The 16,633-nt window shown below is 37.2% G+C and carries 12 protein-coding genes and 1 pseudogene; 9 read left to right on the top strand and 4 right to left on the bottom strand.

Translation table 11 applies throughout. From position 1 onward, the window contains the following. Positions 1-19: 19 nt before the first annotated feature. The 7 genes from ybgC to KGI96_RS05765 all read left to right on the top strand — a co-directional run bounded on the left by ybgC (position 20) and on the right by KGI96_RS05765 (position 5,733). On the top strand, positions 20-406 hold the full coding sequence (ybgC, locus tag KGI96_RS05795) for a tol-pal system-associated acyl-CoA thioesterase (protein WP_211597074.1): 387 nt from the start codon (positions 20-22) through the stop codon (positions 404-406). 17 nt (positions 407-423) lie between these two features. After that, the gene (tolQ, locus tag KGI96_RS05790; RefSeq protein ID WP_211597075.1) at positions 424-1,104 is read left to right on the top strand and encodes a protein TolQ; all 681 of its coding nucleotides are present in this window, start codon (positions 424-426) and stop codon (positions 1,102-1,104) included. A gap of 83 nt (positions 1,105-1,187) precedes the next feature. Next, the gene (gene tolR / locus KGI96_RS05785; protein WP_211597076.1) at positions 1,188-1,628 is read left to right on the top strand and encodes a colicin uptake protein TolR; all 441 of its coding nucleotides are present in this window, start codon (positions 1,188-1,190) and stop codon (positions 1,626-1,628) included. 17 nt (positions 1,629-1,645) lie between these two features. Then, positions 1,646-2,941, top strand: a complete 1,296-nt coding sequence (tolA, locus tag KGI96_RS05780) for a cell envelope integrity protein TolA (protein WP_211597077.1) — start codon at positions 1,646-1,648, stop codon at positions 2,939-2,941. 19 nt (positions 2,942-2,960) lie between these two features. Then, positions 2,961-4,253, top strand: a complete 1,293-nt coding sequence (tolB, locus tag KGI96_RS05775) for a Tol-Pal system beta propeller repeat protein TolB (protein ID WP_211597078.1) — start codon at positions 2,961-2,963, stop codon at positions 4,251-4,253. A gap of 19 nt (positions 4,254-4,272) precedes the next feature. Continuing rightward, a complete protein-coding gene (pal, locus tag KGI96_RS05770; RefSeq protein ID WP_211597079.1) occupies positions 4,273-4,728 on the top strand; it encodes a peptidoglycan-associated lipoprotein Pal in 456 nt (151 codons plus the stop codon). Between the two features lie 69 nt (positions 4,729-4,797). After that, positions 4,798-5,733 carry a KpsF/GutQ family sugar-phosphate isomerase gene (locus tag KGI96_RS05765; RefSeq protein WP_211597080.1) on the top strand — a complete coding sequence of 312 codons (936 nt, stop codon included), beginning with the start codon at positions 4,798-4,800 and terminating at the stop codon, positions 5,731-5,733. Positions 5,734-5,741: 8 nt separating this feature from the next. Here KGI96_RS05765 and cysE read toward each other — a convergent pair. The 4 genes and pseudogenes from cysE to KGI96_RS05745 all read right to left on the bottom strand — a co-directional run bounded on the left by cysE (position 5,742) and on the right by KGI96_RS05745 (position 8,960). Beyond that, positions 5,742-6,533, bottom strand: a pseudogene (gene cysE, locus KGI96_RS05760) (serine O-acetyltransferase). 16 nt (positions 6,534-6,549) lie between these two features. After that, a complete protein-coding gene (gpsA, locus tag KGI96_RS05755) occupies positions 6,550-7,575 on the bottom strand; it encodes an NAD(P)H-dependent glycerol-3-phosphate dehydrogenase (protein WP_211597081.1) in 1,026 nt (341 codons plus the stop codon). A 10-nt stretch (positions 7,576-7,585) separates the two neighbouring features. Continuing rightward, entirely contained in the window at positions 7,586-8,035 is a 450-nt protein-coding gene (locus tag KGI96_RS05750; RefSeq protein WP_211597082.1) for an FxsA family protein, read from the bottom strand. Positions 8,036-8,444: 409 nt separating this feature from the next. After that, a complete protein-coding gene (locus tag KGI96_RS05745; RefSeq protein ID WP_211597083.1) occupies positions 8,445-8,960 on the bottom strand; it encodes a transposase in 516 nt (171 codons plus the stop codon). A gap of 663 nt (positions 8,961-9,623) precedes the next feature. On the opposite strand from KGI96_RS05745, the gene tal reads away from it, so the two are divergent. Both tal and KGI96_RS05735 read left to right on the top strand, forming a co-directional pair. Next, positions 9,624-10,574 carry a transaldolase gene (tal, locus tag KGI96_RS05740; protein ID WP_211597084.1) on the top strand — a complete coding sequence of 317 codons (951 nt, stop codon included), beginning with the start codon at positions 9,624-9,626 and terminating at the stop codon, positions 10,572-10,574. A gap of 328 nt (positions 10,575-10,902) precedes the next feature. After that, positions 10,903-16,227 carry a YadA-like family protein gene (locus tag KGI96_RS05735; protein ID WP_213156388.1) on the top strand — a complete coding sequence of 1,775 codons (5,325 nt, stop codon included), beginning with the start codon at positions 10,903-10,905 and terminating at the stop codon, positions 16,225-16,227. Positions 16,228-16,633 lie beyond the last annotated feature (406 nt).

The following is a 16,633-nucleotide window of genomic DNA, read 5'->3' as shown; positions in this document are numbered from 1 at the left end:
TTTTGGAAATAACAATATAATGAATTTTCCTATACGAGTATATTATGAAGATACTGATGCTGGCGGAGTAGTTTATCACGCTAACTATCTCCATTTTTTTGAACGAGCAAGAACAGAATTTTTGCGTCAAAGTGGATTTTCACAACAGCAACTTTTAACACAGTCCCTTGCTTTTGTTGTAAAGAAAATGGATATAGATTATAAAAGTGCTGCCCGTTTAGACGATTTGTTAAACGTGGAAACAGAAGTAATTGAACTTGGTAAAGCAAAAATTGTCTTTTCACAGAGTATATGGAAAGAAGATCGTTGTTTAAACAAAGCGATAGTTGTTATTGCTTGTGTTAATTTAAACCAAATGAAACCCGTGGCGATTCCTGAAGAAATTCGCCAAATTTTAAAAAAATAATCTTGGAGTTGTCGTAAATGTCAATGGATTTTAATTTTATTTCACTTTTTTTAGAAGCCAGTATTGTTGTAAAAGTGGTCATTGTGATTTTGATGCTATTCTCAGTAGTATCTTGGGCAGTTATTTTTAGTCGTAGTCACCTTCTAAGTAAAGCAAGAAAGTATTCTATTGCTTTTGAAAACCGCTTTTGGTCAGGTGAGGATCTAACTCGATTACACGAAGGACTTGATAATCGTCGAGATTCACTCAATGGAACTGAGCAAATTTTTTATGTTGGATTTAAAGAATTTACCCGTTTACAGCAAGCGAATGCAGATTCCCCTGAATCAATTATTCAAGGTACTAGTCGAGCAATGAATTTAGCTCTTAACCGTGAATTAGAAAAATTAGAAAGCTATATCCCTTTTTTAGGTACAGTAGGTTCCGTGAGTCCTTATATTGGATTATTTGGTACCGTTTGGGGAATTATGCACTCCTTTATGGGATTAAGTGCGGTTAAACAAGCAACATTACAATCTGTGGCACCAGGTATTGCAGAAGCATTGATTGCAACGTCCATCGGTTTGTTTGCGGCTATTCCAGCAGTAATGGCGTATAACCGCTTGAATGTAAAATTAAATAAATTGGAACAAAGTTACATCAATTTTATTGATGAATTTACTACTATTTTACATCGCCAAGTTTTTACTAAGAAATAGAATTCAAGCGGTATGATATACACAAAAATTTGCAAATTTTTGATATAAAGTTACCGCTATTAGTTTATATATTTGAGGAAGATATGTCTTACCGTCGTCGTCATCGTAATAATGTTAAATCTGAGATCAATATTGTTCCATTTTTAGATGTGTTACTTGTATTACTATTAATTTTTATGGCAACTGCTCCTGTTATCAGTCAGAGTGTGGAAGTTGAATTGCCTACGGATAAATATAGTCAATCAGTAACTAACGAAAATAAAAAACCTGTTATTTTACAAGTAGAAGGTGTGGGCTTATATAAGTTAAAAATTGAGGGTGATTTTATTGATGTTGATAATGAACAATTATTGACAGAACAAAGTGTGATTGCATTTTCAGCACAAGCTTTTCAAAAAGATAATAAAACACTATTTTTGGTAGCTGGAGAGAAAAATGTACCCTATGAAGAAATTATAAAGGGTATTGCTTTATTAAAGGATGCGGGTATAAAAACCGTAGGCTTAATGACTTCGAGTAAATAACAAGCAGGAACGAAGAAGTGAGAGATCAACGTAGTAAATTAGGTATTGCAATAATTGTATCAGTGATATTTCATATCGCCTTGATTGGACTATTCTTTTTTGCTTCTAAGTCCACTAAAATTTTACCTTCAGAAGGTGGAAGTGGTGGAGATAGTGATGTATTAAATGCAGTAATGGTGGATACTCAACAGGTTACAGAAGAATATAAAAAACTAGAACAAGCTAAACAAGAACATCTTGCGGAACAAAAAAGAATAGCTGAGCAGAAAAGACTAGAACAAGAACGTCTTGCAGAACTAAAGAAATTAGAAGAACAGAAAAAACTTGAGCAAGTGCGTCTTGCGGAACAAAAGAAATTAGAAGAGCAGAAAAGACTGGAACAAGAGCGTCTTGCGGAACAAAAAAGAATAGCTGAGCAGAAAAAACTGGAACAAGAACGTCTTGCGGAACAAAAAAGAATAGCTGAGCAGAAAAGACTGGAACAAGAACGTCTTGCGGAACAAAAGAAATTAGAAGAGCAGAAAAAACTGGAACAAGAACGTCTTGCGAAACAAAAGAAATTAGAAGAGCAGAAAAGACTGGAACAAGAACGTCTTGCGGAACAAAAAAGAATAGCTGAGCAGAAAAGACTGGAACAAGAACGTCTTGCGGAACAAAAAAGAATAGCTGAGCAGAAAAGACTGGAACAAGAACGTCTTGCAGAACAAAAAAGAATAGCTGAGCAGAAAAAACTGGAACAAGAACGTCTTGCGGAACAAAAAAGAATAGCTGAGCAGAAAAGACTGGAAAAAGAACGTCTTGCAGAACAAAAAAGAATAGCTGAGCAGAAAAAACGTGCTGAAAAAAAACGTAGAGAAAAGCAAAGACGACTAGCAGAACAAAAGCGTTTGGAAGCAAAAATAAAAGCAGAAGAAGAGAAACGCAAAGCTGAACAACTGAAAAAAAATAAAGCACTAAATGATTTTTTAAGTGGTGGAAGAATAGAGAAAAAGGGATCTGAAGGATCAGGTGGTAAGAAGGGAATAGGAAAGGGTTCGATCTCAGGAGATAGATATGGGCAAAGAATTAAGCGTTTAATTCAATCCCGTTATAGAACTGAACCCAATTTTGCATCAAAGCAGTGCAGTGTTAAGATTTATTTAGAGCGTGATGGTCACATTAATAAACATCAAGTATTAAATGGTGATACTGAAGTGTGTGAAGCGGCGGTTAGGGCAATTCGTGCAATACGAAAAATGCCAAAACCACCATCAGATGAAGTGTATCAGCTGTATCAATCACCTATTTTAGACTTTAGTTTAAAAGTAGAATAATTAATTAAGAGGTTTATAGATGAAATTTATGTTTCGTTTTAAAGGCATTATAACAATTTTTTGCCTATTATTTTCAAATAATATAATGGCAGATGACGACGTTCGTATTGCCATTGACGAGGGGGTCGAAATGGCACAACCCATCGCGGTTATCCCTTTTAAGGTTACAGAGAATGTACCTGAAGATGTTGCTCAAATTATTTCAGATGATTTACGTAATAGTGGTAAATTTACACCATTGTCACGAGCAAGAATGCCATCAAATCCTACGTCGTCTTTTGAAGTGAATGCTCAGCAATGGGCAGATCTTGGTTTGGATAATATTGTAATAGGGCAAATTGTTACCTCTGGAAGTGGTTATAATGTTGCTTACCAACTTATTGATACCTTAGGTGTTTCTGGTATGGCAGGAAATGTGATTGCACAAGGGGCTTTTAATGTTCCTAAAACACAACTTCGTCTTGCAGCACATACTCTTAGTGATGAAATTTTTGAAAAATTGACTCAAATAAAGGGGGCATTTAGAACCAAAATTGCTTATGTAGTGCAAAAAGGTGTTAGCGCTTACCAGTTACGAGTGGCAGATTACGATGGGCATAACGCATTTACTGTCGTAAATAGTCGAGAACCATTAATGTCTCCAACGTGGTCACCTGATGGTAATGCAATTGCTTATGTGACTTTTGAAAATCGTAAATCGCTGTTAGTATTACATAATCTAAAGAATAAAAAACGGACTATTTTAGCAGCCTATAAAGGGCATAATGGTGCCCCTGCGTTCTCACCAGATGGTTCAAAAATTGCGTTTGCTTCTAATCGAGATGGTGTATTAAATATTTATGTAAAAAATATTTATAGTAACCACACTGTACAATTAACTCGTAATGCAGGAAATAATACTGAACCAAGTTGGTCACCAGATAGTTATTCTATTGTATTTACTTCCGATCGCTCAGGAATACCGCAGGTATATCAAATGGATGAATCTGGAGGCAATGTATCCGTGATTGGTGGGAGCAGTAGTTATAATGCGAAAATTTCATCTGATGGAAAGTATTTGATTATGATTTTAGGTGATAAAATTATGAAGAAAGATTTAATCACTGGGAATACTGAAATATTAAGCTCCACATTTTTAGATGAAACACCAAGCATTTCACCAAATGGAACAATGATCATTTACAGCTCTACCAAAGGGATGAACAAAGTGCTACAATTAGTTTCGGCAGATGGTCGTTTTAAAGCGAGCTTGCCAGGAGTAGGGGGGCAATATAAGTTTCCTGCTTGGTCTCCGTATTTAACTAAACAATAATTTTTGAGGAGAAATCTCAATGAAAAAAATGGCTAAAATTTTAATGATCGCAACACCTGTTTTTGTATTAGCAGCTTGTTCTAGCTCTAATTCTACAAAAGTAGATACTACAGCAGTGTATGGTGGTATGACAGCTCAAGAGCTTCAACAACGTTATAATACTGTTTATTTTGGCTTTGATAGATATCAAGTTGAAGGTGAATATCAATCTATTCTTGATGGACATTCAGCATTTTTAAATGCACATACAAACACAAAAGTTGCAATTGAAGGTCATGCTGATGAGCGTGGTACACCAGAGTACAATATTGCTTTAGGACAACGTCGTGCTGATGCAGTACAAAACTACTTAACTGCGAGAGGTGTGAACTCTTCTCAACTTTCAACTGTTTCTTATGGTGAAGAAAAACCTGCAGTATTAGGTCATTCAGAAGCAGATTATGCTAAAAATCGTCGTGCAGTGCTTGCATACTAATTTTTAGTAAAGTTATTAATTCCAAAGCCCTGATGCTCTTAATATCAGGGTTTTTTAGTAAGGTAAGTTATGAATTATTTATCTATTGCAAATGAAACCCTTTCTCTTTATATTCAAGCGATTACACGATTAAATGCAAATATTGAACCAACGTTTGCTAAAGCCGTCGAAATGATCTTAAATTGTGAAGGGCGTTTGGTGGTTGGTGGAATTGGTAAATCAGGTTTAGTGGGAAAAAAAATGGTGGCAACCTTTGCTTCAACAGGCACCCCTAGTTTTTTCTTACATCCAACCGAAGCGTTCCACGGTGATTTAGGAATGTTAAAACCCATTGATATCGTTATTTTAATTTCCAATAGTGGTGAAACCGATGATGTAAATAAACTGATCCCAAGTTTAAAAGGATTTGGAAATAAAATTATTGCAGTGACAGGAAACTTAAATTCAACCTTAGCGAAACATTCTGATTTGGTACTTGATATTAGTATAGATAAAGAAGCCTGCCCCAATAATTTAGCACCTACTACCTCTACCTTAGTTACAATGGCATTAGGCGATGCCTTAGCAATTGCACTTATTCGTGCAAGAGATTTCAAAGCAGAAGATTTTGCACGTTTCCATCCTGGTGGTAGCTTAGGACGTAAATTACTTTGTCGAGTAAAAGATGTGATGCAAACTAAGTTACCTCTTGCCAATATTCAAACCACTTTTGTGGATTGCTTATCCATTATGAATGAAGGGCGAATGGGGGTGGCAATTGTAATGCAAGATGAAAAATTACAAGGTATTATCACTGATGGTGACGTACGCCGAGCTTTAGCTAAATATGGTGCTGACAGTTTACAGAAAACGGCGGGTGACTTGATGACTTGTTCACCAAAAGTTATTTTGGAAACAGAGTTTTTAGCGAAAGCTGAAACCTATATGAAACAGCATAAAATCCACTCTTTAATCGCAGTGAATAAAGAGGGGAAAGTTTCAGGGTTATTGGAGTTTTCTAGTTAGGTTTTTATCTAATTCACAGATTGGAAATCTTGGTTCATATCAAATGCAGGTTTTTGTGCTTGTGAGTGGCTAATTACTGTAGCAGGAACACCTGCAACAGTGGTGTTTTCTGGCACCGCACGTAATACCACAGAATTTGCACCAATTTTAGCATATTTGCCAATTTCAATACTACCTAATATTTTTGCTCCTGCACCAATCATCACGCCTTTTCGTATTTTAGGATGACGATCACCTGTTTCTTTACCTGTTCCCCCAAGTGTCACGCCTTGTAAAATAGATACATCATTTTCAATCACAGATGTCTCACCAATGACAATTCCTGTGGCATGATCAAGCATTATGCCACAACCAATTTTAGCAGCGGGGTGAATATCCACATCAAAAGCGACAGACATTTCATTTTGTAAATAAATCGCTAAGGCGTAGCGACCCTGTTGCCATAAATAATGAGTCACACGATAGCTTTGTAAGGCGTGAAAGCCTTTTAAATAAAGTAATGGCGTGCTTAATAATTAAACAGCTAGATCACGTGTTTTTACGGCTAATAAATCCTGTGCGACACTATCAATGATTTGTGGATCGACTTGATAGGCCTCTTCAATAATCTCTTTTAATGCAATAGCAGGCATAATCGCATTGGCTAATTTATTGGCTAGAATATAGCTCAACGCATCACCTAAATGATTATGTTTTAAAATTGTAGAATGAAAAAAACTTGCTAGCATTGGCTCTTGTTCAGCGAGAGACTTCACTTCTTGATGAATATCATTCCATAATTGTTTTGGTTGTTGTGTCATTATTTGTTCGTCCTCATTATTCAACTTTTCGTTCACGCCCTAATAATGACGAAACCCCTTTTCGGATATGAGCTTTAGTATCTTGACCACGAAATAACATCTGATAAAGTTGCTCCACAATTGGCATTTCAATATTGTGTTTTTGTGCTAATAAATAGGCTTCTCTAGTATTATAGTATCCTTCAACCACTTGTCCTATTTCATTCATTGCTTCATCAACACTTTTACCTTGTCCAACCATTAATCCAAAACGACGATTTCGAGACTGATTATCAGTACAAGTAAGCATTAAATCACCAATTCCTGCCATTCCCATTAGACTGGTTGGATTGCCTCCTAACGCTACACATAATTGACTAATTTCTGCAATTCCTCGTGTAATTAATGCTGTTCTTGCATTAGCACCAAATCCTAAGCCATCAGAAAGCCCTGCTCCAATAGCAATGACATTTTTAATGGCTCCTCCTAGTTGTACGGCAACCATATCACTATTAAGATAAACACGGAAAGCTTTTGAGCAGTGAATACGTTGTTGCATTTCTTCTGCAAATTGGATATCCGTTGAGGCAAGGGAAATAGCGGTTGGTAAGCTAGCGGCTAATTCTTTTGCAAAAGTTGGACCAGAAAGTACCGCTAGTGCGTGATCTTCACCTAAAATTTCATTTACGACACGATGCAATAATCGCCCGGTATTATGTTCTAAACCTTTAGTTGCCCACATAATACGATGATCATCTTGAATAAAGGGCTTAATTTGTAAGAGCACATCATTAAATACGTGACTGGGTACAACAATCAAAATATCTTTTACGCTACTTAATACTTTTTCCAAATCACTCTCTAAAATTAAACTCTCAGGAAAAGCAACATCGGGTAAAAATTCTTGATTTTTTCTCTCTTGTTGCATTTTTTGTATTTTATGTGGTGAATGTCCCCATAAATAGGACTTTTCACCTTGTTGAGAAAGTGCAATAGCTAATGATGTGCCATAAGAACCTGCCCCTAATACCGCAATCGGTGCAGAATAAAGTGATTTTTTCATTATAATATTCCTACTTAACCCATTTATCTTCATCTTGTTTACGCTCAAAATCAGCCTCAAATGTCTCTGATTGTGAAAAGCTTTGTGAATATTGGGTATTAAATTTTACTCGTGTTGAAAAATAGTTTAACAGATAAGTGGTAATTATAGTTCTAGTAAAAGGTAAAAGTAATAAAATCGCTAAAATATCACTTAAAAATCCCGGAATAACTAATAAAATTCCTGCAATGGCATATTGCACTGAAGAAATCACGGCATCTTGGGGGATTTTCCCTTGGGCTAATTGTTGGCGGATAGAAAAGAGTGTCGCAAGCCCACGCAAGCGAATTAACCATAAACCTGCGGCTGAAATAAAAATCATCAATAAAATTAAAAAGAGAACACTAGTATTTGAACCAATTGCTACTAATAATGAAATTTCACAATAGATATATAAAAAGAAAATTAAAAAGAAACGCATTGCAAAAATAGGTAATCCTTATTTGATAAAGTAATCTGATTACATAGATAGTGCCATAATATCATTTTTCAAGGGTAATTGTTTTTATAAAATATACCAAACCGTAGCGTCAGGGCATGCCCTGACGAATTCACGCCCTGACGAATTTATACAATAAAAAATTAAATATCATTATTGTATTTTTTTGTACAAATATACCAAACCGTAGCGTCAGGGCATGCCCTGACGAATTTACGTCCTGACGAATTTATGCCCTGATGAATTATGCCCTGACGAATTTACGTCCTGACGAATTTATACAATAAAAAATTAAATATCATTATTGTATTTTTTTGTACAAATATACCAAACCGTAGCGTCAGGGCATGCCCTGACGAATTCACGTCCTGATGAATTTATACAATAAAAATTAAATATCATTATTATATTTTTTTGACCAGTCTATAGGATTTTCTAAAACATATTGGGAAATTTTTTCTAATGAATATTCATTTCTAACAATGTGTTCATAAAAATTTTTTTGCCACTGAAATTCAAAGTTTAATCTATGAGCATATTTACTGACAGATGATTTATAGCCTCCAATAATAGAAGATAAAGAGTTTTTCCCTATATTTTGAAATCTATTTTTTCCAAGTAGATCATCATTATTTTCCATATTATTCGATGATAATATCAAAATAGCGTGAATATGATTTGGCATTATAACAAAATCACCTAATATTATATTTTTATTCCGATGCTGTATTTCCTTCCATAATACATAAGCTATGGCTCCAATTGGTGAATAGAACATTTTTCCTTTTTTTATTTCTCCAAAATAATGAATTTTATTCTTTGTACAAATAGTTACAAAATAAATTGCAGAATTTTGATAGTTCCAATATTTTAAACGTAAGGACTTTGGTTTGAATTTATTTTTCATTTCACAAAAATATCGTTATTATTTTTGAGTGTAAAGAATAATAAAATAATTTTGGGATAGTGATCGAAAAATTTAATTTCATACAAAATATACCAAACCGTAGCGTCAGGGCATGCCCTGACGAATTTACGTCCTGACGAATTTATGCCCTGACGAATTCACGTCCTGACGAATTTACGTCCTAACGAATTTATACAATAAAAAATTAAATATCATTATTGTATTTTTTTGTACAAATAAAAACAGCGCATGCGCTGTTTCTACAAATATACCAAACCGTAGCGTCAGGGCATGCCCTGACGAATTTATGCCCTGACGAATTCACGTCCTGATGAATTTATGCCCTGACGAATTTACGTCCTGACGAATTTATGCCCTGATGAATTATGCCCTGACGAATTTACGTCCTGACGAATTTATGCCCTGATGAATTATGCCCTGACGAATTCACGCCCTGACGAATTTATACAATAAAAAATTAAATATCATTATTGTATTTTTTGTACAAATAAAAACAGCGCATGCGCTGTTTCTACAAATTTTTCTGAACGGAAATACCTATTGGTAAAATTTATCACAAAATTACGATCCATTTTCCAGTAGATTACTGTATTATATACATACTATAATATAGTATATTCACATTCACAGGAGAATTTAAATATGAATCAATTAAACAGTTTAAGAGGAATGACCGTTGTGGTTGCGGATACGGGCGATATTGAAGCAATCAAAACCTATCAACCAGAAGATGCAACAACCAATCCATCATTAATTTTAAGTGCATCAGCATTACCACAATATGCACCACTTATTGATGATGCCATAGCTTACGCAAAAGCACAAAGCGATGATAAAGCACAACAACTGATTGATGCAGAAGATAAATTAGCAGTAAATATCGGTTTAGAAATCTTAAAAGTAGTAAAAGGACGTATTTCAACAGAAGTGGATGCTCGTCTTTCTTATGATACTGAAAAAACCATTGAAAAAGCACGCAAACTTATTCGTTTATACAACGAAGCAGGCATTAGCAATGACCGTATCTTGATCAAAGTTGCCTCAACTTGGCAAGGTATCAAAGCGGCAGAAGTGTTAGAAAAAGAAAATATCAACTGTAACTTAACACTACTTTTCTCACAAGCACAAGCTCGTGCGTGTGCAGAAGCAGGTGCATACTTAATCTCGCCTTTCGTTGGACGTATCTTAGACTGGTACAAAGCAAATTCAGACCAAAAAGAATATGCCCCTTCAGAAGATCCAGGCGTGATTTCAGTTACCTCAATTTATAACTATTACAAAGAACACGGCTATAACACCGTTGTTATGGGGGCAAGTTTCCGTAATATCGGCGAAATCACTGAATTAGCAGGTTGTGATCGTTTAACAATCGCCCCAGGCTTATTAAAAGAATTAAGTGAAGCAAACGCTGAATTGCCACGTAAATTAGAATACAAAGGCGAAATCAAAGCACGTCCAGCACCAATGACAGAAGCAGAGTTCTACTGGGAACACAATCAAGATCCAATGGCAGTTGAAAAACTTGCAGAAGGTATCCGTAAATTTGCTATTGATATTGAAAAATTAGAAGCAATGCTAGTTGAAAAATTATAATTATTTATTCATTTTAATTCAGGGTAAGACCATCTAAATAGGTCATACCCTGATAAATTAATATTTTAATAAAAAAATCCTATTTTTATGCAATATTAATTTGCAAATTATTAGTCACACCGTACCGCTAGTCCTAGTTTGGTTATTTTTTGTGTAAAAATTGACCAAAAAAACGGAACTTCCTGTTTTTTTGAGTTATTTTCATTTTTTTTATAATATGGTCAGGGAAAATTTATATGAAACTATTCAAATAAATTTTAATGATAGTAAATGGATTTATATCAATACAATCTATGGATAGGATACCAAATATAGGAAGGTATCTATTATGAATAGAGTCTACAAAATAGTTTTCAACCAAACTCTTCAGGTTTATACGGTTGTTTCGGAACTGGCGAAAGGTAGAACAAAAAACCAATCTCAGTCTTCAATTCTCAGAACAGATAAAAAAGCAGTTACTAGGTTATCAAAAATAGCGCTGATATTATCTATGATATTTGCCAGTAGTATTGCAGTGGCTTACAATGATCCCAGTCCTGTGATAATCGCCCGTCCTACCCCTGATAGATTGTACTCAGACCATTGTTGGGTAGACGACCACACAATTGTTTGTGGTAGGGGTGATGTAGCCGCAAAGGGAGAGAAGTCAATTGCTATTGGTTTTGTAGATACAAAAGCAACAGGTGTAAGTTCAATTGCAATAGGCGAGTCTGCAAGTGTCAAGAACAATAGTGGAATAGGGATAGGAGTCTCTGCAACTGTTAAATCAGCGCAGGGAATTGCGCTAGGCACTATGTCACAAACTTCGGGATTTGCAGGAGTTTCAATAGGAACGCATAGTCATGCAGCTGGTAAGAGTGCAGTAGCATTGGGCGGCTCGATGGCTTTTGGAAATAATTCGTTTGCAGTAGGGGGAGGTCGTCACGCTAATGTTGCTGGTAATCATAAAGATACAATAGCCTATTCACATGGTTCAATTGCTATGGGTATGGGGACAGTAGCAGGTCGCAGTGGAGATACTCATACATATGAAAAGGCGATAGCAATAGGTTACAGCGCTCTCGCTGGGATGAATAGGACTCTTGCATTAGGTTTTTCTGCGAAAGCAACATATAACGATGCAATTGCGTTAGGCTATAATACTACAGCCTCGGCAGGTCACTCTTTGGCATTAGGTCAGGATACTACAGTCTCGGCAGGTTACTCTTTGGCATTAGGTTTTGCTTCTCATGCAACCTCCGCTAATTCAATTGCGTTAGGTCTTGATGCACAAGTATCGCATAAAAATTCAGTTGCGTTAGGTTTAAGTGCTAGAACTCGTACTGCTGTAGCAGTAAAAAAATTCACGATAGGCAATACACTTTTTGAAAATATTGAGGGGAGTACTCCAGATGGTGTAGTTTCAATAGGTAGCTCGCGGTATAGAAGACAATTAATCAATGTTGCAGCAGGTCAAGTGACTAACGCTTCAACAGATGCTATTAATGGTTCGCAACTTTATTCACTGGGATATACTTTAAACAATAAGATAAAAAACGCTGGTATATACTTTAACGGTAATAAAGCTAGTGATGGAACAGTTAAAGTATTAAATTCTCAAACATTAGCAATTAAAGGTGAAGCAGGTACTTTTAGAAGGACTGGCTTCGGAGAGACAGCATCAGATAACATTTATGTTCAGCCAGAATTCCCAAAATCAGGTTCTCCTCGCCTCGTAATTAAATTATCTAAGCATTTATCTAATATAGGTACAATCACTTTAGGTGGTAATTATCAAGGTGCTAATGTTGTTTCGCTTTCATCAACCACAGGTATAAATGCAGGTAGTAAAAAAATTACTAATGTATTAGATGGAAGTGTTGCAAGTGGTTCACGTGATGCAGTAAATGGTGATCAATTATTTAAAGTAAAATCACAGATAAAAAGTACGCAGAATGTGGAGATAGGCTTTGCGGGTAATAATTATCAGGACGGAGAAGTTGCTGTAAAATCAGGTAAAGGATTAATGATTAAGGGTGAAGAAGGTTTAGACAAAATGAACAAGAATTCACCAACAGCAGTAGACAATCTTTATTTTCAAGCAGATAGTAGTGGTGCCAATCCTGTAATAAAAGCTAAATTATCTAAAAATTTAATTAATTTAGATTCAATCACTTTAGGTCGTCAAAAAGGACCTAATATTGTTTCTCTTTCAACCGCAGGTATAAATGCAGGTAGAAAAAAAATTACTAATGTATTAGGTGGAAGTGTTGCAAGTGGTTCACTTGATGCAGTAAATGGTGATCAATTATTTAAAATAGCTAAAGGAACTAGCACAGATATTGATATAGTTGCTTGGCAAAGTAGACTATTACCTTCGATAACGTTTTTTAGTGGAGGCTCTAAATCAAGTGGTAGTTATGTTTCAGGAAATTCAATTGGAAATATAGAGTTAAATAAACTTACTTTTGATTTTGGAGATGGATTAAAAGTAGAAACGCAGACGGGCAGTGGCGGTAAAAAAATTGCATTAATTACTTTAGATAAAGATGCATTGAAAACAGATCCTGCTTTCAAAGGAGATAAAGGTGATCCTGGAGTAGCTGGAGCAGCTGGACCTAAAGGTGATAAAGGAGACAAAGGTGATCCTGGAGCAGCTGGACCTAAAGGTGATAAAGGTGATAAAGGTGATCCTGGAGTAGCCGGAGCAGCTGGACCTAAAGGTGATAAAGGTGATCCTGGAGCAGCCGGAGCAGCTGGACCTAAAGGTGATAAAGGTGATAAAGGTGATCCTGGAGCAGCCGGAGCAGCTGGAGCTAAAGGTGATAAAGGTGATCCTGGAGTAGCCGGAGCAGCTGGACCTAAAGGTGATAAAGGTGATCCTGGAGCAGCTGGAGCTAAAGGTGATAAAGGTGATAAAGGTGATAAAGGTGATCCTGGAGTAGCCGGACCTAAAGGTGATAAAGGTGATAAAGGTGATCCTGGAGTAGCTGGAGCAGCTGGACCTAAAGGTGATAAAGGTGATAAAGGTGATCCTGGAGTAGCCGGAGCAGCTGGACCTAAAGGTGATAAAGGTGATAAAGGTGATCCTGGAGCAGCCGGAGCAGCTGGACCTAAAGGTGATAAAGGAGACAAAGGTGATCCTGGAGCAGCTGGACCTAAAGGTGATAAAGGTGATCCTGGAGTAGCTGGAGCAGCTGGACCTAAAGGTGATAAAGGTGATAAAGGTGATCCTGGAGTAGCCGGAGCAGCTGGACCTAAAGGTGATAAAGGAGACAAAGGTGATCCTGGAGTAGCTGGAGAAGCTGGACCTAAAGGTGATAAAGGTGATCCTGGAGTAGCTGGAGCAGCTGGACCTAAAGGTGATAAAGGTGATCCTGGAGTAGCTGGAGCAGCTGGACCTAAAGGTGATAAAGGTGATAAAGGAGATAAAGGTGATCCTGGAGTAGCTGGAGCAGCTGGACCTAAAGGTGATAAAGGTGATCCTGGAGCAGCCGGAGCAGCTGGACCTAAAGGTGATAAAGGAGACAAAGGTGATCCTGGAGTAGCTGGAGCAGCTGGACCTAAAGGTGATAAAGGTGATCCTGGAGTAGCTGGAGCAGCTGGACCTAAAGGTGATAAAGGTGATAAAGGTGATCCTGGAGTAGCCGGAGCAGCTGGACCTAAAGGTGATAAAGGTGATCCTGGAGTAGCCGGACCTAAAGGTGATAAAGGTGATCCTGGAGTAGCTGGACCTAAAGGTGATAAAGGTGATAAAGGTGATAAAGGTGATCCTGGAGCAGCTGGACCTAAAGGTGATAAAGGAGATAAAGGTGATCCTGGAGTAGCCGGAGCAGCTGGACCTAAAGGTGATAAAGGTGATAAAGGTGATCCTGGAGTAGCCGGACCTAAAGGTGATAAAGGTGATCCTGGAGTAGCTGGACCTAAAGGTGATAAAGGTGATAAAGGTGATCCTGGAGCAGCTGGACCTAAAGGTGATAAAGGAGATAAAGGTGATAAAGGTGATCCTGGAGCAGCCGGAGCAGCTGGACCTAAAGGTGATAAAGGAGACAAAGGTGATCCTGGAGTAGCTGGAGCAGCTGGACCTAAAGGTGATAAAGGAGATAAAGGTGATAAAGGTGATCCTGGAGCAGCCGGAGCAGCTGGACCTAAAGGTGATAAAGGAGACAAAGGTGATCCTGGAGTAGCTGGAGCAGCTGGACCTAAAGGTGATAAAGGTGATCCTGGAGTAGCCGGAGCAGCTGGACCTAAAGGTGATAAAGGTGATAAAGGTGATCCTGGAGTAGCCGGACCTAAAGGTGATAAAGGTGATCCTGGAGTAGCTGGACCTAAAGGTGATAAAGGTGATAAAGGTGATCCTGGAGCAGCCGGAGCAGCTGGACCTAAAGGTGATAAAGGAGACAAAGGTGATCCTGGAGAAGCTGGACCTAAAGGTGATAAAGGAGACAAAGGTGATCCTGGAGTAGCTGGAGCAGCTGGACCTAAAGGTGATAAAGGAGACAAAGGTGATCCTGGAGCAGCTGGAGCAGCTGGACCTAAAGGTGATAAAGGAGATAAAGGTGATCCTGGAGTAGCCGGAGCAGCTGGACCTAAAGGTGATAAAGGTGATAAAGGAGATAAAGGTGATCCTGGAGTAGCTGGAGCAGCTGGACCTAAAGGTGATAAAGGAGACAAAGGTGATCCTGGAGCAGCTGGACCTAAAGGTGATAAAGGAGATAAAGGTGATCCTGGAGTAGCTGGAGCAGCTGGACCTAAAGGTGATAAAGGAGACAAAGGTGATCCTGGAGCAGCTGGACCTAAAGGTGATAAAGGAGATAAAGGTGATAAAGGTGATCCTGGAGCAGCCGGAGCAGCTGGACCTAAAGGTGATAAAGGAGACAAAGGTGATCCTGGAGTAGCTGGAGCTAAAGGTGATAAAGGTGATCCTGGAGCAGCTGGAACTGCTGGACCTAAAGGAGACAAAGGTGATAAAGGAGACAAAGGAGACAAAGGAGACAAAGGTGATCCTGGTAAAGACGGCACCAAAGTTAAATTTGAATTATCTGATTCTGAAGATGATGCAAGCGAAATTAAAAAGAACGAAATTAAGATTGGAGATAGTGGAACTATCACTCCTAACACTGATGGTTCTTTAAATATTAATTTTGGTAAAAATATTAATGCTAAAAAAGTAAAAGATAGCAATGGAGAAGTATTAGTGATTTCATCAGCTAAAGACGTTAAATTTGATAGCATTACTATTGGTGATGATGGTAAGGGGAATGGAATTATTACTATTTCTGAAGAATCATTAGCTATCAAAGAAGGTGCTAACGTTGATGTTAATATGGGAGGTAACCAAATCCATAATATTGCAGAGGGTACGAAAGATACCGATGCTGTGAATGTTGCCCAGTTAAATAAAGTGAAAAAAGCTATTAATGATGTTAGCGATGAAGTTGAAAAAGTTAAAGGTGGTGTTTCTAGTGCAATGGCTGCAGCACTTTTACCACAAGCTTATTCACCTGGTCAAAATATTATTTCTGTAGCAGGAGCAACATATAAGAAAAATACAGCTGTAGCGATAGGATTATCAACTATTTCAGATAATGGAAAATGGATATTGAAAGGTTCTATCAATACAAACTCAACAGGTGAAGTCGGAGGAGGTGTTGCTGCAGGCTATGCTTGGTAATTTATATAATTAAATATTAATCTATCTTAAGATTAATTAATTCAAGGATTGAGTTCGATGTTGTATTGAACTCAATCCTTTGTTTTTATCTATTTCTAACGCATCTAAACGAGCTATTAATTGTTTTAAGTAGCGAATTTAGGTGCTGGTTCCTATAATCTAATTTCTTTGATACTCGTATACTGAGCCAAAACTTTCACATTGTTTGTAAATTTCTTCGTTTTTAGTTTCTTTGAACCATTATTTTATAGTCTCACAGAAACGGATATTATTGGAATTTAAATTTGACAAAATTATTGTAGGTGATGCGAATAACAAAAAGAATGGCACAATTACGTTATTTCCTCATTTTGGGGATAGGTTATTGATTGAATTGAGTTCAATATTGTATTGAGCTTAATTCTTT

Source organism: Phocoenobacter atlanticus subsp. cyclopteri (assembly GCF_018343795.1).
Lineage (GTDB): Bacteria > Pseudomonadota > Gammaproteobacteria > Enterobacterales > Pasteurellaceae > Phocoenobacter > Phocoenobacter atlanticus.
The sequence above is the reverse complement of the archived record's forward strand: the minus strand, read 5'-3'. Positions and strand labels throughout refer to the sequence as shown.